This is a genomic window from Agromyces subbeticus DSM 16689 (assembly GCF_000421565.1).
Taxonomy (GTDB): domain Bacteria; phylum Actinomycetota; class Actinomycetes; order Actinomycetales; family Microbacteriaceae; genus Agromyces; species Agromyces subbeticus.
The window spans coordinates 78,668-97,497 of the sequence record NZ_ATXG01000014.1 but is presented as its reverse complement, the minus strand read 5'-3'; the positions used below and the strand labels follow the sequence as shown (position 1 = coordinate 97,497).

The 18,830-nt window shown below is 70.1% G+C and carries 15 protein-coding genes; 12 read left to right on the top strand and 3 right to left on the bottom strand.

Annotation, left to right across the window (positions count from 1 at the left end):
* Both H521_RS0116760 and H521_RS0116755 read right to left on the bottom strand, forming a co-directional pair.
* Nucleotides 1-2,217: carboxypeptidase regulatory-like domain-containing protein (locus tag H521_RS0116760; protein WP_026482409.1), on the bottom strand; the 2,217-nt coding region annotated here is incomplete at its 3' end.
* Nucleotides 2,218-2,447: 230 nt separating this feature from the next.
* Nucleotides 2,448-3,257 (bottom strand): Bax inhibitor-1/YccA family protein, encoded by an 810-nt coding sequence (locus H521_RS0116755; RefSeq protein ID WP_022894175.1) that lies wholly within the window; start codon nucleotides 3,255-3,257, stop codon nucleotides 2,448-2,450.
* A gap of 156 nt (nucleotides 3,258-3,413) precedes the next feature.
* On the opposite strand from H521_RS0116755, the gene H521_RS0116750 reads away from it, so the two are divergent.
* From H521_RS0116750 to H521_RS0116735, 4 genes are all read left to right on the top strand, one after another.
* Nucleotides 3,414-4,463 carry a glycerophosphodiester phosphodiesterase family protein gene (locus H521_RS0116750; RefSeq protein WP_040424837.1) on the top strand — a complete coding sequence of 350 codons (1,050 nt, stop codon included), beginning with the start codon at nucleotides 3,414-3,416 and terminating at the stop codon, nucleotides 4,461-4,463.
* Nucleotides 4,464-4,534: 71 nt separating this feature from the next.
* A complete protein-coding gene (locus H521_RS0116745) occupies nucleotides 4,535-6,997 on the top strand; it encodes an ATP-dependent helicase (RefSeq protein ID WP_022894174.1) in 2,463 nt (820 codons plus the stop codon).
* Complete coding sequence (locus H521_RS23945; protein WP_022894173.1) at nucleotides 6,998-8,110, top strand: FUSC family protein; 1,113 nt, start codon at nucleotides 6,998-7,000, stop codon at nucleotides 8,108-8,110. It begins immediately after the preceding gene.
* Nucleotides 8,107-8,649: an NUDIX domain-containing protein gene (locus H521_RS0116735; protein ID WP_022894172.1), complete on the top strand. Its 543-nt coding sequence runs from the start codon at nucleotides 8,107-8,109 to the stop codon at nucleotides 8,647-8,649. The genes H521_RS23945 and H521_RS0116735 overlap by 4 nt, the downstream gene beginning before the upstream one ends.
* A 36-nt stretch (nucleotides 8,650-8,685) precedes the next feature.
* Here H521_RS0116735 and H521_RS0116730 read toward each other — a convergent pair whose 3' ends face one another.
* Nucleotides 8,686-9,516, bottom strand: a complete 831-nt coding sequence (locus tag H521_RS0116730; RefSeq protein WP_022894171.1) for a DUF72 domain-containing protein — start codon at nucleotides 9,514-9,516, stop codon at nucleotides 8,686-8,688.
* Between the two features lie 195 nt (nucleotides 9,517-9,711).
* On the opposite strand from H521_RS0116730, the gene sucC reads away from it, so the two are divergent.
* The 8 genes from sucC (at nucleotide 9,712) to H521_RS0116690 (ending at nucleotide 18,775) form a co-directional block, all read left to right on the top strand.
* Nucleotides 9,712-10,878 carry an ADP-forming succinate--CoA ligase subunit beta gene (sucC, locus tag H521_RS0116725; RefSeq protein WP_022894170.1) on the top strand — a complete coding sequence of 389 codons (1,167 nt, stop codon included), beginning with the start codon at nucleotides 9,712-9,714 and terminating at the stop codon, nucleotides 10,876-10,878.
* A gap of 14 nt (nucleotides 10,879-10,892) precedes the next feature.
* Nucleotides 10,893-11,795: a succinate--CoA ligase subunit alpha gene (gene sucD / locus H521_RS0116720; RefSeq protein ID WP_022894169.1), complete on the top strand. Its 903-nt coding sequence runs from the start codon at nucleotides 10,893-10,895 to the stop codon at nucleotides 11,793-11,795.
* A gap of 112 nt (nucleotides 11,796-11,907) precedes the next feature.
* On the top strand, nucleotides 11,908-12,444 hold the full coding sequence (locus H521_RS0116715) for a hypothetical protein (protein WP_022894168.1): 537 nt from the start codon (nucleotides 11,908-11,910) through the stop codon (nucleotides 12,442-12,444).
* A gap of 83 nt (nucleotides 12,445-12,527) precedes the next feature.
* Nucleotides 12,528-13,982 (top strand): hypothetical protein, encoded by a 1,455-nt coding sequence (locus H521_RS0116710; RefSeq protein WP_022894167.1) that lies wholly within the window; start codon nucleotides 12,528-12,530, stop codon nucleotides 13,980-13,982.
* A 32-nt stretch (nucleotides 13,983-14,014) separates the two neighbouring features.
* A complete protein-coding gene (locus H521_RS23940) occupies nucleotides 14,015-15,340 on the top strand; it encodes a cell division protein PerM (protein ID WP_022894166.1) in 1,326 nt (441 codons plus the stop codon).
* A 9-nt stretch (nucleotides 15,341-15,349) separates the two neighbouring features.
* Nucleotides 15,350-15,943, top strand: coding sequence for a phosphoribosylglycinamide formyltransferase (gene purN / locus H521_RS0116700; protein ID WP_022894165.1), 594 nt, complete (start codon nucleotides 15,350-15,352; stop codon nucleotides 15,941-15,943).
* Nucleotides 15,940-17,550, top strand: a complete 1,611-nt coding sequence (gene purH, locus H521_RS0116695) for a bifunctional phosphoribosylaminoimidazolecarboxamide formyltransferase/IMP cyclohydrolase (RefSeq protein ID WP_022894164.1) — start codon at nucleotides 15,940-15,942, stop codon at nucleotides 17,548-17,550. Before purN ends, purH begins: the two co-directional genes overlap by 4 nt.
* A 130-nt stretch (nucleotides 17,551-17,680) precedes the next feature.
* Complete coding sequence (locus tag H521_RS0116690) at nucleotides 17,681-18,775, top strand: Glu/Leu/Phe/Val dehydrogenase family protein (protein WP_022894163.1); 1,095 nt, start codon at nucleotides 17,681-17,683, stop codon at nucleotides 18,773-18,775.
* The last annotated feature ends 55 nt before the right edge of the window (nucleotides 18,776-18,830 follow it).

Here is an 18,830-nt window from a genome sequence, read left to right as displayed (position 1 = left end):
CTTCGAGATGGCGACGGAGGTCGCATAGCGGTCCGATCCGGCCAGCCGGGTGACCGCGCCGGGTCGGAGGGCATCGAGCAGGGCTTCGACGTCGGCGCTGATGGTGCCGGTGCCGCCGAGGATGACGATGCGTTCCGGTTGGAGGCGTTCGAGTTCTGCTGTGATGGTGTCGGGCAGGGCGTTGGGGTCGGTCAGGAGCATGGGGCCGCCGCTGATGCCGGCGGCGGGTGCACCGGCGAGGGCGTCGGGGAAGTTCGCGCTGCTGGCGATGAACGCGACGGGTACGCCGGGGCCGAACTGCGACTTCGAGATGGCCACCGAGGTGGCGTAACGGTCGGGGCCCGCAAGTCGCGTGACGGCTTGGCCGACCGAGCCGACGGGTGCGGTCGTACCCGAGATCTTCTGCACCATGATGTAGTTGGGAGCGGTAACGTGCACGAGCACCGATATCGCCGCTCCGTGGTGTTCTTCTCGAAGCTCGATCGTCGGTTCATCCTCGAAGAGAACCTGGGAGCCGTTCGCGTACCAGGTGTAGGAGAACTGCGCTCCAGGGGTCGTCGACGAGGCGGAGGCCGTCAGCGTCGAACCCACCTGCAGCGTTCCGCTGATGACGGGAGTGGTCAGCGTGGCGGGACCATACGTGACGTTGACCCACTGCGAAATGTGCGACACCGATACGTATCCGGGTTTCGATCCGGTCACCGCGACCGAGATCTGCTTGCCGGCTTCAGCGGGTGTGAGCACGAACTGCGCATCATCCACCCCCGAGATGGCGGTGCCGTTGGCGCGCCATTCGTAGGCGAACTCAGTACCGTCGGACCAATCGCCCACGTCGGCGGTCAACGTGGAGCCTACGACCCGCTCGCCGCTGATGCGCGGGATCGTGGAGGTCAGTACAGCCGGCTGCACGTCGGAAGTCATCCGCGATCGGCGCGTGAGGGTCATGCGCCCCGGTGCGGACGCCACGACCTCGACCTCGATGCCGGCGTCGAGTTCCGCTGCCGTAAGTGCGTACGCCGACGCATTTGCCCCGTCGATCGGGACGTCGTCCGCGAACCACTGGTAGGCGATGGTCGCGGTTGGCGTGGGAGAGGAGGCTGCGGCAGTGAGCGTCTCGCCGACACGTGGAGTTCCCGACACCGTCGGGCCTTTGAGGCTCACTGGACCGCCCTCGAGGACGACCGTCGCATCGAATCGGTCGCCCGCTGCCACTACGATCCGCTCCGCCGACGCCAGATCTGCAGTGTCGTGCCACCACTCACCGACACGCCAGCCCAGAGATCGCGTCCAGAGCACATACGTCCCTGGGGTGAGACCGTCGAATCGGAACTCTCCGGGTTCAAGGGGGTACGAGCCGAGACCTGCGGTGTCGACCCAGAACCTTCCCGCATCCGTGATCCGGTAGAGAAAGACGTTGACATCCGCGTTCCAATCAGCCGGAACCCCGTCTTCGTTGACGACTCGACCCGAGATCCACGCGGTCGGAGCGAGAGCCGGATCGATTCCGCTGACCACCTCGCCTGCCGTGACCTGGACGACATCGGCCGTGCCGGCCGTGGCCTGGTCCTTCCAGTGTTCGGCGAAGTACTCGTGCGCGAATGCCGTGTCCGGCGCGAACCTGAGTAGGTATCCGGCCGCGGGGAGATTCCGGAACCGGTATCGTCCCTCGGCGTCGGTGATGGCGGAGTCGTGAGGTGGCGTTACCCCCGCGGTGTCAGACGCGATGTGCACGCGGATCCCCTCGAGGATTGCACCATCATCTCCCCGAACGACACCGGAGATCTCGCCGGCGAGTTGCAGTTCCGTCTCGACGTCGACGCGTTCCCCTTCAGCAACATCGAACCACGGCATGTCGTGCCAGCTCTTCCCGACGTAGTTGCCGACGCAGGAGTTCCAACACGTGAAGGAGACCCCGTACCGGCTGGCTGGCAGATTCTCGAAGCGATATGCACCGGACTCGTCGGTGCGGACGCCGGACGACCAGAGGTTGCCATCGTCGTTCCGGAGGCCCACCTCCAGCCCGACCGCGGGCTCCCCATCCGATCCGGTGACGATGCCGGCCACGACTGAGGTTCCTGGAGCTGCGGAGGCCGAGTCGGATGGCTGGGTACCGATCGCCGCCGCCAAGACGATCGCGAGCAGGGTCGCGGCCCCGCGACGGCGGCGAGAGGAGAGGAAGAGCGACGCGGGGCGGCGCGCGACGGTGCGAGCGGGCAAGAGAGTCTCCGGGCGAGTTCGGGTGGGTCGCCCGGCTTCGTTGCGTGCAACTCGGGGAGGGGCTCGAGGATGATTTGACCACATCCTGGCCGCCGAGGAAAGTGTGATCCTGGGTGACATCGAACGACCGTCAATCGAACGACAGGCGGCGGAACCGGCTGCCACCGTCGGTGCATCCCGTTAACGACGAAGGGCCGCCCCGGAGGACGGCCCTTCAGCGAGTCGGTGCGTCAGTCGCTGGACTGGGCGATCGCGAGCATGCGCAGGATCTCGAGGTACAGCCAGATGACCGTGACCATGATGCCGAAGACGCCGCTCCACTCGTACTTCTTCGGGGCGCGGTTGCGCACGCCCTGCTGGATGAAGTCGAAGTCGAGCACGAGCGAGTACGCCGCCATGATGACGACGAGCACGCCGAGGATCAGGCCGAGCGGGATGCCGAAGATCTCCATCGACCGCAGCCCGAACGCGTTGTCGGTCGCACCGAAGATCATGAGGCCGAAGTTCACGAGCGAGAAGACCGCGTAGCCGATCATGGCGATGAGGAAGATCTTCGTCGCCCGCTTCGATGCGCGGATCTTGCCCGAGGCGAAGAGCGCGAGCGTGACACCGACCACCACGAGGGTCGCGATGACGGCTTGCGTGACGATTCCGGGGTTGATCGCCTCGTACCATGCCGAGATGCCGCCGACGAAGACGCCCTGCACGCCCGAGTAGGCGAGGATGAGCGCCGGCGACGGCGACTTCTTGAAGATGTTGACGAGCGCGAGCACGAAGCCGACGATGCCGGCGCCGATCCAGAGGAAGGGCATCGACTCGGTCGTGACCCAGCCGAGCGCAGCGCCGACCACGAGCAGGCCGAACGAGACGGCAGCCTTCTGGATCGTGGTGTCGATCGCCATCGTCTCGCCCGCGGGCGGCGTGGTGGGCTGGTTGTACATCTCTTGCAGCTGCTGTGCCGAGATGTCTTGCGCGGCGGCCACGCCTCCTTGGGCGGAGAACGCGGAGTTCCGCGAGAAGGCGGGGTTGTCGAGAGCCATGGGTTTCCTCTGCTTTCGGCTGTGGTCGATGCTCGGGCCGCGGGCTGCTGCGGCATCCGTTGCCTCAACCAACCTACCCGAGTTACCCGTGACAACGCCCTGAATTCCCGCGGAATTCCCGTCGACCTGCGGCCTGTGCTGACTACGCTGGGGCGCATGCTGCAGCGCGACGACCCGCACCCCCTCGTGATCGGGCACCGCGGTGCGCCGGGGTATCGCCCCGAGCACACGCGGGCGTCGTACGAACTCGCGTTCGCCCTGGGTGCCGACGCGGTCGAGCCCGACATCGTCGCCACGCGCGACGGCGTGCTCGTGCTTCGTCACGAGAACGAGATCTCGGGCACCACGGATGTCGCGAGCCGTCCCGAGTTCGCGGGTCGCCGCACCACGCGCGAGATCGACGGCGCCGCACTCACCGGCTGGTTCACCGAGGACTTCACGTGGGCCGAGCTCGCGACCCTGCGGGCGACCGAGCGGCTCGGCCCGCTGCGGCAGGCGAGCGCGAGCTTCGACGGCCGCTACCCGGTCATTCGTCTGCGCGAGCTCTTCGAGCTGATCGACACGATGGGTGCCGATCAGCACCGGCTGCTGCGCATGATCGCCGAGTTCAAGCATGCCGCGCACTTCGACGCGCTCGGCCTGCCGCTCGACGAGCTGTTCCAGGCCGAGCTCGAGGCCGCAGGGTGGGGCCGCGGCGACGAGCGGCTCATCATGGAGGCGTTCGAGCCCACACTCCTCGATCGGCTCGGTGATCGCGGCATCCGCGGCAGACGGGTGTTCCTGATCGAGGGCAATGGTGCGCCCTGGGATCTCGTGCTCGAGCACGGCCGCACCGCGCCGAGCTACGACTCGTTCGCGACCGAAGCCGGGCTGCTCGGTCTCGCCGGCCGGTTCGACGGCGTGAGCGTCGGCAAGGCGCGACTCGTCGGGGGCGTGAAGGCGAGACCGGCAGCGGATGCCGCGGGCGCGCCGCTCTTCGGAGCCGAGCTCGTCGACGCGGCGCACGCCGCCGGGCTCGAGATCTACACCTGGACGCTGCGCCCCGAGAACCGGTTCCTCTCGGCACCGTTCCGGCGCGGCACTGCACGCGCCGGATACGGCGACTGGATGGGCGAGTTCGGCGAGGTGATCGGCATGGGCGTCGACGGGGTGTTCCTCGATCATCCCGATTTGGGCGTCGAGGCGCGGGCCGTACTCGCGAGGTGAGCTGAGCGGGGTTCGCCGGGCGCGACGAGCAGCCCGTGGTGTCAGCGGTCGCGCCTAGACTTGAAGGCGATATGACGCTGATCCTCGACCCCGACGAACCGGCCGGCTGGCGCGAGGCCCAGCCCGCGGCATCCGGTGGCCATTCCGGCCCCCGCCTCACCGACGGACTGAACCCCGAGCAGCGCGAGGCGGTCGAGTACCGCGGCCCGGCACTGCTCATCGTTGCGGGCGCCGGCTCGGGCAAGACCCGGGTGCTCACCCACCGCATCGCGAGCCTCATCGAGAGCCGTGAGGCGTGGCCGAGCCAGATCCTCGCGATCACCTTCACCAACAAGGCGGCCGCAGAGATGCGCGAGCGCGTCGAGGCGCTGCTCGGCGAGGGCGCGTCGGGCATGTGGATCTCGACCTTCCACTCGGCGTGCGTGCGCATCCTGCGCCGCGAGGCCGAGACCATCGGCATGTCGTCCACGTTCACGATCTACGACTCGGCCGACCAGCGCACGATTCTCAAGCGCATCATCAAAGAACTCGACGCCGACACCATGGGCTTCACGCCCGCGAGCGCGCAGTCGAAGATCTCGAAGCTCAAGAACGAGCTCGCCGACGTCGAGACCTACGCGCGCAACGCGAACACGAACGACCCGCAAGAGGTCATGTTCCTCGAGATCTTCCGCCAGTACACCCGGCGGCTGCGGGCGGCGAGCGCGTTCGACTTCGACGACCTCATCGCCGAGACGGTCTACCTCTTCCGCGCGTTCCCCAAGGTCGCCGCGCTCTATCAGCGCCGGTTCCGGCACATCCTCGTCGACGAGTACCAAGACACCAACCACGCGCAGTACTCGCTCATCCACGAGCTGACGAGGGCAGTGCCGCGCGAGATCGTCGCCGAGCTCGACCAGCACGGCATCCTGGTGCGCGGGCTGACGGATGCCTCGGGGTCGATCCCCGGGGCCAGCCTCACGGTCGTCGGCGACTCCGACCAGTCGATCTACGCGTTCCGCGGCGCCGACATCCGCAACATCTCCGAGTTCGAGCGTGACTTCCCCGGTGCCAGGGTCGTGCTGCTCGAGCAGAACTACCGCTCGACCCAGAACATCCTCTCGGCCGCGAACGCCGTGATCTCCAACAACTTCGACCGCAAAGAGAAAAAACTCTGGACGGCCGACGGCGATGGCGACAAGATCACCGGATACACCGGTTACACGGCGCACGACGAGGCCCAGTTCATCGCCGATGAGATCGAGTCGCTGCACCGCGACGGCACCGCCTACCGCGACATCGCGGTCTTCTACCGCACCAACGCGCAGACCCGTGCGCTCGAAGAGATCTTCGTGCGGTCGGCGCTGCCGTACCGCGTCGTGGGCGGCACGAAGTTCTACGAGCGCGCCGAGATCAAAGACGCGATGGCCTATCTCATCGCGGTCGCGAACCCGGTCGACGAACTCGCCCTGCGCCGCATCCTCAACACGCCGAAGCGCGGCATCGGACCCGCGACCGAGACCGCCCTCGCGTCGTTCGCCGAGCAGAACGACCTCACCTTCCGTCAGGCGATGCGGGCAGCCGACGGCCTCGGCCTCGGACCGAAGGTGACGGCGGCGATCTCCGCGCTCGCCAACGTGCTCGACGAGGCGGCGGCGATGCTCGTGCCATCGGCCGAGGGCATCGAGGCGCGCACCAACGTCGGCGCAGCGAAGGTCTCCGACGTGCTCGTCTTCCTGATGGAGCGCTCGGGGCTGCTCGACGCGCTCCGCAACAGCCGCGACCCGCAAGACGAGACACGCGCAGAGAACGTCGAAGAGCTCGTCGCGCAGACTCGCGACTTCGATCGTGAGAACCCCGGCGCCACGCTCGTCGACTTCCTCACGCAGGTCTCGCTCGTGGCTGCGGCCGACGAGCTCGACGACGCATCCGGCACCGTCTCGCTCATGACCCTGCACACGGCGAAGGGCCTCGAATACCACGCGGTGTTCCTCACCGGCATCGAAGAGGGGCTGCTGCCGCACCAGATGTCGGCCTCCGAGCCCGGCGGGCCCGCCGAAGAGCGACGCCTCTTCTACGTGGGCATCACGCGTGCCCGCAAGCGGCTCTACCTCTCGCTCGCGATGAGCCGGGCGCAGTTCGGCGAGGTCGCCGTGGCGATGCCGTCCCGCTACCTGCAGGAGATCCCAGAGGGCCTCATCGACTGGCGCCAGTCGCCGGGCATGGCGACCTCGCGCGGCGGCACGCAGCCGCGTGCGCTCAACGCCCGCCGAGACGGCGGTGCGTGGGGCACGCGCGACCGCGACCTCGAGCGGTTCAGCGTCACGAAAGCCGCCAAGCCGAAGACTGAGTGGGCCAACCGAGTCACCGGCACGGTGCGCGACAACGGCGACCTCACGCTCGCCGCGGGCGACCGCATCCGGCACACCGACTTCGGCGACGGCAAGGTCACCCAGGTCACCGGCGAGGGCACGAAGCGCATCGCGCACGTCAGCTTCGACACCGCAGGTCAGAAGAAGCTGCTGATCAAGATCGCGCCGATCGAGAAGCTCTAGATGACCGATCCGCTGGGCGCGCAGCGGCCCGAGGGGCTCGTCGCGCGACTGCGTTCGTTGCGGGCGCTCGATGTCGAGGTCGCGCTGCGGGCGGCGCTGGCCGCCGCCATCCCGCTCAGCGTGCTCGTGATGTTCGGCCGCGTCGACCTCGCGGCCTACGCGGCGTTCGGCGGCATGACGGCGATCTTCGGCAGGAGCGAGCCGTACCGCATCCGGTTGCGCACCGTCAGTGCAGCGGGGGCCATGCAGCTCGTCGCGGTCGGGGCCGGAATCCTGCTCTCCGTCGCGGACGCCCCACTCGCGATCGAGGCCGCCGTGCTCGCCGCCGTCATCGCACTCGTCATCGTCGTCTTCAACACCCTCGGCGTCACTCCGTCGGGGCCCCTCTTCGCGGTCTTCGCGGTTCTCGTGTGCGCGGCCCAGCCGATCGATGGCGACGGATGGCTGCAGTTCGCCGTCGCGGCCTCGGCTGCCTCGTTCGCGTGGCTGCTCTCGATGTCGGGCTGGCTGCTCCGGCGCTTGGCCGGCCGGCGAGAGGCGTCGCTCTTCAAGGCGCTCCCGCGCCGGGCTCCCGTGCGCGCGCGTGCCTACGCCGACCCGCGCGTCTGGCTGAACGTCGTGCAGAACATCCTCGCCGCGCTCGCCGCCGGTGCCATCGTGCTCTGGCTCGGCATCGGCCATCCGTACTGGGCGGTGGTCAGCGCCGTCGCGGTGATTCCGCCCGCCCGAGCCGCCCACACCGCGCAACGGGCGGTGCATCGGGTCGTCGGCACTGCGGTCGGGGTCGGTGTCACCGCGCTCGTGCTCTGGCCCGATCCGCCGATCTGGGTGCTCGTCGTCGTGATCGCGGCCTGCCAGTTCGGGGCCGAACTGCTGATCGGTCGTCACTACGGCGCGGCGCTCGTGTTCGTCACGCCGCTGGCCCTCACCGTCGCTTCGCTCGCGGCGCCCGCGCCGCTGCCTGTGCTGCTGGGCGACCGGCTCGTCGAGACCATCGCAGGAGCCGCGGTCGGCGTCATCTCGGTGCTCCTCGCCCGGCGTTTCGTCGAACGTGTGCCCATGCCCCCGCCCACGGCCGCGACTCCGGCCATCCGTCCAGAGGAGCGCCCATGAGCTGGCCCACGCGCGAACGGCGCACCGTCTACGAGAACCAGTGGATCACCGTCACCGAAGACGACGTCGTGCGGCCCGACGCCACCGACGGCATCTACGGTGTCGTCGAGGTACGCAACGACGCGGTCTTCGTCGTCGCGATGACCGATGACGACGAGGTGCTCCTCGTGACGATCGACCGGCACACCGTCGGCGCATCGGTCGAGGTGCCGGCGGGCGGCACCGACGGCGAGCACCCACTCGTCGCCGCCCGGCGGGAGCTGCTCGAAGAGACCGGGCACGAGGCGGCCGAGTGGCGCGAGATCGGGCGCATGAACGCGCTCAACGGTATCTGCCGGGCAGCAGAGGTCGTGTACCTCGCTACGGGCCTGCGCCACGTGGCATCCGTCGACGGCTCGCAAGCCGAAGAGGGCATCAGCGCGGTGCGGGCAGTGCCCTTCGCCGAGACCATCCTCATGGTGGCCGAGGGCGAGATCACCGACGGCGAGACGATTGCCGCGCTCTTCTACGCGGCGGCGGCGCTCGGCCGCGTGAGCTGACCCGGGCGCCGGCCGGGCGTCGGCGCGGCGCGCGGCTCACCGCTCGATGCGCTCGATGAGGCCCATCGCGTCGAACGGTGCACGCACTTTCACGTCGTTGTCGAAGTAGACGTAGGCGTCGCGTCCGTCGGCGAGATGGCTTCGCACCCAGTCGGCCCAGCGGTCGAGCGCGTCGTCGTCGTAGCCCGAGGTGTAGAGCTCGGTGTCGCCGTGCAGCCTCGCGTAGACGAAGTCGGCGGTCGCCCAGTCGATGCGCGGCCACTTGCCCGCGGTGTCTGCGGTGACGGATGCCACGTGGTGCCGTTCGAGGAGCGCCCGCCATCGTGCGGCCTCGAAGCTCGGGTGGCGCACCTCGACGGCGTGCCTGATCGGCCGTTCGCGGGGCGCCGCGAGCGCGTAGGCGGTCCGCCCCGACATCCGTCGGTCGCGATGGCGGGCGAGTGCTGCTGCATCGCGGTGCGTGCGCGGCAGTGCCGAGAGGAACGCGTCGAGCTTCGCGGCGTCGAACGCGAGCGTCGGTGGCAGTTGCCAGAGCACGGGCCCGAGCTTCTCGCCGAGCGAGAGCACGCCCGAGGCGAAGAAGTTCGCGAGCGGTGCCTCGATGCCGGTGAGCCGCTTGATGTGCGTGATGAATCGCGGGCCCTTGACGGCGAAGACGAAGCCGTCGGGCGAGGCGTCGCGCCAGCGCAGCCAGCTCGTCGGCCGCTGCAGCGAGTAGAACGAGCCGTTGACCTCGAGCGAGCCGACCCGCTCGGCGGCGTACGCCAGTTCGTCGGCCTGGCGCAGGCCCTTCGGGTAGAACACCCCGCGCCACGGCGGGTAGAGCCATCCCGACATGCCGACGCGAGCCCGTGCCCCTTCCGTCATGCCGCCAGTCTTCTCCGGATGCCGCGGCCGCGCGACCCTCGCCGCCGGGCAAGCGGCCCGGTTCGGCGGCCCCGAACGGGGGAGTAGCATGGAAGGTGGCCCACTTATCTTGACGTCGAGATTCTTCGGCGCGTCGGGCCGACACCCACCAGCCCCTGTGCGCTTTCGCGCGTGCGGACCGATTGGAAGTAGAGCGTGGATCTTTACGAGTACCAGGCCAGAGACCTGTTCGAGCGATACGGGGTCCCGGTGCTTCCGGGCATCGTCGCCGACACCCCCGATGAGGTGCGCGCCGCGGCTGAGAAGCTCGGCGGTGTCGTGGTCGTCAAGGCCCAGGTGAAGACCGGTGGCCGAGGCAAGGCCGGCGGCGTCAAGGTCGCGAAGACGCCCGATGAGGCCTATGAAGCCGCGAAGTCGATCCTCGGCCTCGACATCAAGGGCCACGTCGTCAAGCGCGTGATGGTCGCCGGCGGCGCCCGCATCGCGCAGGAGTTCTACTTCTCGGTGCTGCTCGACCGTGCGAACCGCTCCTACCTCTCGCTCACGAGCGTCGAGGGCGGCATGGAGATCGAGGTGCTCGCCGTCGAGAAGCCCGAGGCGCTCGCCCGCGTCGAGGTCGACCCGATCGCCGGCATCGACGCGGCGAAGGCACGTGAGATCGCGGTCGCCGCGAACTTCCCGGCCGAGCTCGTCGACAAGGTCGCCGACGTCTTCGTGAAGCTCTACGAGGTCTACAAGGGCGAAGATGCGACGCTCGTCGAGGTCAACCCGCTCATCCTCGACGAAGACGGCAACGTCGTCGCGCTCGACGGCAAGGTCACGCTCGACGAGAACGCCGAGTTCCGCCACGCCGGGCACGCGCTGCTCGAAGACAAGGCTGCGGCAGACCCGCTCGAGGCCGCCGCGAAAGAGCTCGACCTCAACTACGTGAAGCTCGACGGCGAGGTCGGCATCATCGGCAACGGCGCAGGCCTCGTCATGTCGACGCTCGACGTCGTCGCCTACGCCGGCGAGAACCACGGCGGCGTCAAGCCGGCGAACTTCCTCGACATCGGCGGCGGCGCCTCGGCAGAGGTCATGGCCAACGGCCTCGGCATCATCCTCGGCGACCCGCAGGTCAAGAGCGTGTTCGTGAACGTCTTCGGCGGCATCACGGCGTGCGATCAGGTCGCCAAGGGCATCGTGGGCGCGCTCGCCGAGCTCGGCTCGGCTGCGAACAAGCCGCTCGTCGTGCGGCTCGACGGCAACAACGTCGTCGAGGGCCGCCGCATCCTCGAGGAGGCGGCACACCCGCTCGTCACCCTCGCCGAGAACATGGACCAGGGCGCCGACAAGGCCGCCGAGCTGGCGAACGCCGCGTAGTAAGGGATTCAGACATGACGATCTTCCTCAACAAGGACTCCAAGGTCATCGTCCAGGGCATCACCGGCGGCGAGGGCTCCAAGCACACGGCACGCATGCTCGCGGCCGGCACCCAGGTGGTCGGCGGTGTCAACGCCCGCAAGGCCGGCACGACCGTGCTGCACACGGATGCCGCCGGCAATGCGGTCGAGCTGCCCGTCTTCGCCTCCGTCGCCGAGGCCATCGAGCAGACCGGGGCGGATGTCTCCATCGCCTTCGTTCCGCCGGCGTTCACGAAAGACGCCGTGGTCGAGGCCATCGACGCCGCGATCCCGCTGCTCGTGATCATCACCGAGGGCGTGCCCGTGCAAGACTCCGCGGAGTTCTGGGCCTACGCCAAGGAGAAGGGCGACACGACCCGGATCATCGGGCCGAACTGCCCCGGCATCATCAGCCCCGGTGAGTCGCTCGTCGGCATCACGCCGGCGAACATCACCGGTAAGGGCCCGATCGGCCTCGTCTCGAAGTCGGGCACGCTGACCTACCAGATGATGTACGAGCTGCGCGACCTCGGCTTCTCGACCGCCATCGGCATCGGCGGCGACCCGATCATCGGCACGACCCACATCGACGCGCTCGCGGCGTTCGAGGCCGACCCCGAGACCAAGGCGATCGTGATGATCGGCGAGATCGGCGGCGACGCCGAAGAGCGCGCGGCCGACTTCATCAAGGCCAACGTCACGAAGCCGGTCGTCGGCTACGTCGCGGGCTTCACGGCTCCCGAGGGCAAGACCATGGGTCACGCCGGCGCGATCGTGTCCGGCTCGGCCGGCACCGCGCAGGCGAAGAAAGAGGCGCTCGAGGCCGCCGGCGTCAAGGTCGGCAAGACGCCGTCCGAGACCGCGCAGCTGCTTCGCGAGGTGTACGCGGCGCTCTAGCCGCATCCGCTTCACCGCACGAGGAACGACCCCGCAGGCACGCCTGCGGGGTCGTTCCTGTTCGGGGCGGCGACCTCGTGCCAGAGTGGGAGGCATGAGCAGCGTGGGAGGCATGAGCGACGAATCCGCCCGGGCGACACCGGCGACACCGCCGACACCGGCCGGCCGCATCGTGCGCGCGACGTTCGTCACCGAGGAGTCGGTGTACGGCGTGCTGCTCGTCTCGGGCATGATCATCGCCTCGGGCGGGCACGGCGAGAGCTCGTGGCGGGTGTTCTGGAGCGTCGCCGCGACCGTGGTCGTCTTCTGGGCCGCACACGTCTACGCCGGCACCGTCGCGCATCACGGTCTCGACGACGACCGCGTCGTGGGGCTCGGCGAATCGTTCCGCATCGCGCTGCGGCGGTCGCGAGGCCTGCTCCTCTCCGCCCTGCTGCCGTTGATCATCCTGCTGCTCGGTGCGACCCGCGCGATCCCCGACGCCTTCGCGCTGTGGACGGCGCTCTGGGCCGGTGTCGTCGTGCTCGGCGTGCTCGGCTTCGTCGCCTACCGGCGCCGCGGGGCGCCCTGGCCGATGCAGATCGTCGGGTCGCTCGCCACCGCAGCCTTCGGCGTCGCGATGATCGTGCTGAAGGCCGTCATTCACTGAAACAGCACGTTCCAACTGAAACGGCACGCTCCAACGCTGCGGTCGCGGCGACTCGCGCGCTATCGTCGGGGCAGGGGTGTCTCATGGCGCAGACGAACGGGGTGGGGCTCGAAGCGAGGATCGCCGAGCTCGAGGCGGAGAACGCGGCGTTGCGCGCCGGCATCGGCTCGAGCGAGGGTGACCGCGTCGCCGGCGAGACGGATGCCGCGGCATCCGTCGGCCGAAGGCCTCGGCGCGCATGGGGGCGCACGGCCACGGCCGTCGTGCTCGTCGTCGTCGGCCTGCTGCTCGCGCCCGTCGCGGTGATCACGGCGTGGGCACGGCTCGAACTCGTCGACACCGAACGATTCGTGGCGACCTTCGCGCCGCTCGCCGAAGATCCCGCCGTGCAGGCCTACCTCAGCGACGAGGTGACGGCCGCGATCGAGGAGCAGGTGGACATCCCGGCGCTCACGGCCGACGTCTTCGACGGCATCCGCTCGCTCGAACTGCCGCCGAGAGCCGAGGCGGCGCTCGGCCTGCTCGAGGGGCCGGCGGCGCAAGGGCTCCAGACGCTCGTGGGCAACGTCGTCGATCGCGTGGTCGAGTCGCCGGCGTTCGCCGACGTGTGGGCATCGACCCTGCGCATCACGCACCGTCAGTTCGTCGCTGCCATGCAGGGCGACCCCGATGCCGCATTGGCGATCGGCGGCGACGGCTCGATCGCAGTGCAGCTCGGGCCGATCGTCGAGGCCGTGAAGCAACGCCTCATCGATCAGGGTGTGGGCTTCGCCGAGGCGATCCCCGAGGTCGACCGCAGCGTCGTGATCGCGCGCGACGACGCCTTCGTGCTGGTCCGCACGATCTACGCGCTCGCCGTGGGCGCCGGCACGTGGCTGCCGTGGATCGCGCTCGCCTTCCTCGTCGCGGGCGTCCTCGTCGCTCGGAATCGCCCGAAGGCACTCGTCTGGACGGCCGGCGGCTTCGCCCTCGTCATGGGAATCCTGGCGAGCGGAATCGGCGTCGGCCGGTTGTTCTTCATCGGCGCGGTCAGCCCGTCGGTCATGCCCTCCGACGCCGCGGACTCCCTCTACTCGGGGCTCATCGAGCTCATGCTGTCGACGATCGTCGCGCTGCTCGTGCTCGGCGTGCTCGTGGCGATCGTCACGTGGTTCTCGGGGCCGTGGCGACCCGCCCGCGCGGTGCGCGGTTTCGCGGAGTCGGGGTTCGGCTCGCTGCGCCGAACGGCCGCGGCGCACGGCATCACGACGGGCCGCTTCGGCGTCGCGCTCGACCGCTGGCGCGGCGTCGTCTACGTCGCGATCGCGGTCATCGCGGCGGTCCTCGTGCTGTTCTCGCGCCCGGTCACGACGGGGCAGGTCGTCACGACCCTGCTCGTGGCGCTGCTCGCCCTGCTCCTCGTCGAGGTGCTGCGCCGGCCGCAGCCCGACGTCGAGGCGATCGACGAGGGAGCCGGTGCGGTCGTCGCCGACGTCGACGTCGAAGCCGACGGCATCGTTGAGTCGAGTCCGCCGGAGCCCGCACGTCCTGTCGGCTGACTCGGGCCGGGCGGGATAAGCTCGGCGTCGGAATGAGACGCACGACGATCGCCCTGCTCGCCGGCCTCGAGGCATCCGTCGCCGCCCTCATCGGCCTCGGCATCGCGCTCGTGCCGCTCATGCTGCTCTGGGCGGTGCATTTCGGCCTCGCCGTCGACGCAACGCTGTTCTTCCGCGCGGCCGCCGACGTGTGGCTGCTCGGCCACGGCGTCGACCTCACGGTGCAGCTCGACGCCGTCACGGCCGCCCGCACCGGCCTGCCGGGCGCCGGCGACCCGTTCCCGATCACGATCGCGCTCCTCGGGTTCGCGCTCATCTCGGTCGCCTTCGGGCGCCGTATCGGCCGCCGCTCGGCGGCCGAGGGGCACTCGTTCACCGGCAGTGTCGCCGCGATCGTCGTCTACGCCCTCGCCGGCTTCGTGCTCGCGCTGACGGCCGGCGTCGACGGGGCCCGTTCGTCCCTCTGGCAGGCGGCCCTGCTGCCGGCCTTCACGATGGCCGTCGGCGTGATCATCGGTGCGGTCATCGAGTCGCTGCGCGACGAGTCGGTGACGGATGCCGCTGGTGGCGTCGTGCGCCGGGCGGTCGCGGCCCTGCCCGCGGGACTCGTCGACACGCTCCGCTCGGTCGTGCGCATCGGGGCGGGCGCTGCGTTCGGGGTGCTCGCCGTGGCAGGCGTGCTCGTCGCCGGACTCATCGCCGCCGACTACGCCACGATCGCCGGCCTCTACCAGTCGCTCGGCACCGGCATCGACGGTGGCATCGCGCTCACGATCGCCGAGCTCGCACTCATTCCGAACGTCGTGGTGTGGGCGGCCTCGTGGCTGCTCGGGCCGGGGTTCGCCGTCGGCACCGGCACCTCGGTCTCGACGGGCGGCGCGCTGCTCGGGCCGGTGCCCGGCGTGCCGCTGCTCGGCGCGCTGCCCTCGGAGCCACAGCCGTTCGGCGGGCTCTGGCTCGTCGTGCCCGTGCTGCTCGGGTTCGTCGGGGCGTGGCTAGTCGGTTCCTCGGCGCGGGCGCGCGGTCGGTTCGATGACTTCGGCGTTCGCCGACCGGATGCCGCGTGGTGGCAGCCGCTCGCGACGGCCGCCGGTGCTGCCGTGGCCGGCGGGTTCGTGCTCGGGCTGCTCGCGTGGTGGTCGGGCGGCGCAGCCGGCCCCGGGCGACTCGCGCAGATCGGGCCGGATCCCTGGGCCGTCGCGGGCGTCGCCGCCGTGACGATCGGCATCGGCGCGCTCGCCGGCGCGTATTCGATCTGGGCGCGAGATCGCGCAGACGACGGCCACGCGGCATCCGACCGCTCGTTCGACCGGTTCGACGACCGCGCACCGACGGATTCGAACATTGCCGGACGGTAGGCTCGAAGGGTGCTGAAGCTCGTCGTCCTGATATCGGGCACCGGTTCGAATCTCCGTGCACTGCTCGACGCCTCGGCCGATGCGGAGTTTCCCGCGCGCGTCGTCGCCATCGGTGCCGATCGTGACGCCGACGGGCTCGTGCTCGGCGAGGAGTACGGCGTGTCGACCTTCTCCGTGCCGTTCACGGCGTATCCCGACCGCGACAGCTGGGGCGACGCCCTCATCGAGGAGGTTCGCCGCTGGGAGCCCGACCTGGTCGTGCTCTCGGGCCTCATGCGCCTCGTGCCGCCCGCCGTGGTCGACGCCTTCTCGCCGAACCTCATCAACACCCACCCGGCCTACCTGCCCGAGTTCCCCGGTGCGCACGGCGTGCGCGACGCCCTCGCGGCGGGCGTGACCCAGACGGGTGCGAGCCTCATCGTCGTCGACAACTCGGTCGACGGCGGGCCGATCATCGCGCAGGAGCGCATTCCGGTGCTGCCGGGCGACACCGAGTCGAGCCTCCACGACCGCATCAAGCCCGTCGAACGGCGCCTGCTCATCCAGGCCGTGCTCGACATCGCCAATTCGCACCTCGACCTGAAGGAATTCGCACGATCATGAGCGGCCCCACGCACGACCAGAGCCTCTACCGCGAACGCGATCTCGTGCCGGTGCGCCGTGCGCTCATCGCTGTGAGCGACAAGCGCGGGCTCGTCGAGCTGGCGACCACGCTCGTCGGTGCCGGCGTCGAGATCGTCTCGACCGGCGGCACCGGCAAGGCGATCGCCGACGCGGGCCTGCCGGTCACGCAGGTCGCCGAGGTCACGGGTTACCCCGAGCACCTCGACGGGCGCGTGCGCACGCTGCACCCCGCCGTGCACTCGGGCCTGCTCGCCGACCTGCGCCTCGAGCACCACGAGGCCGAACTCGCCGGGCTCGGCATCGAGCCCTACGAACTCGTGGTCGTGAACCTCTACCCCTTCGCCGAGACCGTCGCGGCCGGCGCCGCGCCCGACGCCGTCATCGAGCAGATCGACATCGGCGGCCCGGCGATGGTGCGCGCCTCGGCGAAGAACCACGCGAACGTCGCCGTGGTCGTCTCGCCCGATCGCTACGACGAGATCGCCGCTGCGGTCGCCGGCGGCGGCACCACGCTCGCCCAGCGCACCGAGCTCGCGCGCGAGGCCTTCCGCCACACCGCGTCGTACGACGTCGCCGTCGCCTCATGGCTCGGCAGCGTCGTCGCGCCCGACCAGCCGGCCGACGCCTCGCCGTTCCCGGCGTGGGTGGGCGGCACGTGGACGAAGGACGCCGACCTCCGCTACGGCGAGAACTCGCACCAGAAGGGCGCGCTCTACGCCTCGCAGGGCGGCCGGCCGGGCATCGCGCAGTCGGTGCAGCTGCACGGCAAAGAGATGTCGTACAACAACTACGTCGACGCCGACTCCGCCGTGCGCGCGGCATTCGACTTCGACGAGCCCGCAGTCGCGATCATCAAGCACGCGAACCCGTGCGGCATCGCGGTCGCCTCGGCCGGAGCATCCGACCCCATCGCCGACGCGCACCGCCGTGCGCACGAGTGCGACCCGGTCTCGGCCTACGGCGGCGTGATCGCGGCGAACCGCATCGTCACGCTCGAGATGGCCGAGACGGTCTCGGGCATCTTCACCGAGGTGCTCATCGCGCCGGCCTTCGAGGCCGAGGCGCTCGAACTGCTCACGAAGAAGAAGAACATCCGGCTGCTGACCCTGCCAGAGGGCTTCACCCCGACGGCCGTCGAGCTGCGCCAGGTCTCGGGCGGATTGCTCATGCAGCAGGCCGATCGCCACTTCGCGCCCGCGTCGGAGTGGACCCTCGCCGCGGGCGAGCCCGCCGACGCCGCGACCCTCGCCGACCTCGAGTTCGCCTGGACGGCGTGCCGCGCGGTGAAGTCGAACGCGATCCTCCTCGCCTCGGGCGGAGCCTCGGTCGGCGTCGGCATGGGCCAGGTCAACCGGGTCGACTCGTGCAAGCTCGCGGTCGAGCGTGCGGGGGAGCGGGCGGCGGGTTCGGTCGCGGCATCCGACGCCTTCTTCCCGTTCGCCGACGGCCTGCAGATCCTCCTCGACGGCGGCGTGCGCGCGGTCGTGCAGCCGGGCGGCTCGATCCGCGACGACGAGGTCATCGCAGCTGCCGCCGCGGCCGGCGTCACGATGTACTTCACGGGAGAGCGCCACTTCTTCCACTGATGCTTCTGGCGCGAGCGGATGCCGCGGCATCCGCTCGGCCGCTGCGGCGGTACCCTTGAATCGAACCCGCGCTCATGAGGCGCAGGGCAAGGTTCCGCCCACGAAGCGGATGAGTCAAGGAGAACGATCGATGACGATCACCCACGCCCCGGCGACCCCCGCAGCCGAGGTCAGCGCAGCACTTCCGACCGAGGCACCCGATCACGAACGAGTGCTCATCACCCACGGCGCCCGCTCGGGCCTCACGATCATCGTCGCCGTGCACTCGACCCGGCTCGGCCAGGCCCTCGGCGGCGCCCGCCTCTGGCGCTACGGCCACTGGACCGACGCCCTCGCCGACGCCCTCCGCCTCTCGCAGGCGATGACCATGAAGAACGCCGCCGCGGGCCTTGCGCGCGGTGGTGGCAAGTCGGTCATCGCGATCCCGGCCGGCACCACGCTCGACGCGGCCAGCACGCACGATGCCATGCTCGACCTCGGCGACGCGATCGAGTCGCTCGGCGGCGCCTACATGACCGCCGAAGACGTCGGCACGAGCGCCGAGCTCATGGCCGTGGTGCACGAGCGCACCGAGCACGTCTGCGGCCTGCCGCCCGAGCAGGGTGGCGTCGGCGAGCCTGCAGACGCCACGGCAGCCGGAGTGCACGCCTCGATCCTCGCGACGCTCGGGCACGTCTTCGGCTCGACCGAGGCAACAGATCGGCACTTCGTCATCGCCGGCCTCGGGCAGGTCGGCGGACGCCTCGCGCGCAGCCTCGCGGCAGCCGGCGCGCGCCTCACCGTGACGGATGTCGCGGAGTCCAAGCGCGCCCTCGCCGACGAGCTCGGCGCCGCGTGGGTCGATCCGGCCGACGCGCACCTCGTCGAAGCCGACGTCTTCGTGCCGTGCGGGCTCGGTGGCGTGCTCACGCCCGAGGTCGTGCGAGAGCTGCGCGTGCGAGCCGTCGTCGGCGCTGCGAACAACCAGCTCGTCTCGCGCGACGTCGCCGGTCTGCTGCACGAGCGCGGCATCGTCTGGGCGCCCGATTTCGTGGTGAACGCTGGCGGCGTGATCTACCTCGACGTCGCAAGCGTTCCCGGCGCCGACCAGGCCGCGCTCGACGCCCGCATCGCGGGCATCGGCGACACCGTGGCATCCGTGCTCACGGGCGCGCGTGACGCCGACACGACCACGCTGGAGGCCGCCGAACGCCTCGCGCGCACGCGACTCGACGCGGCTCGCTGAGCACACGTGGAATGCCACCCGGCCGACGGGCGCGGTCGCTGCCTCGCGCTGCGGC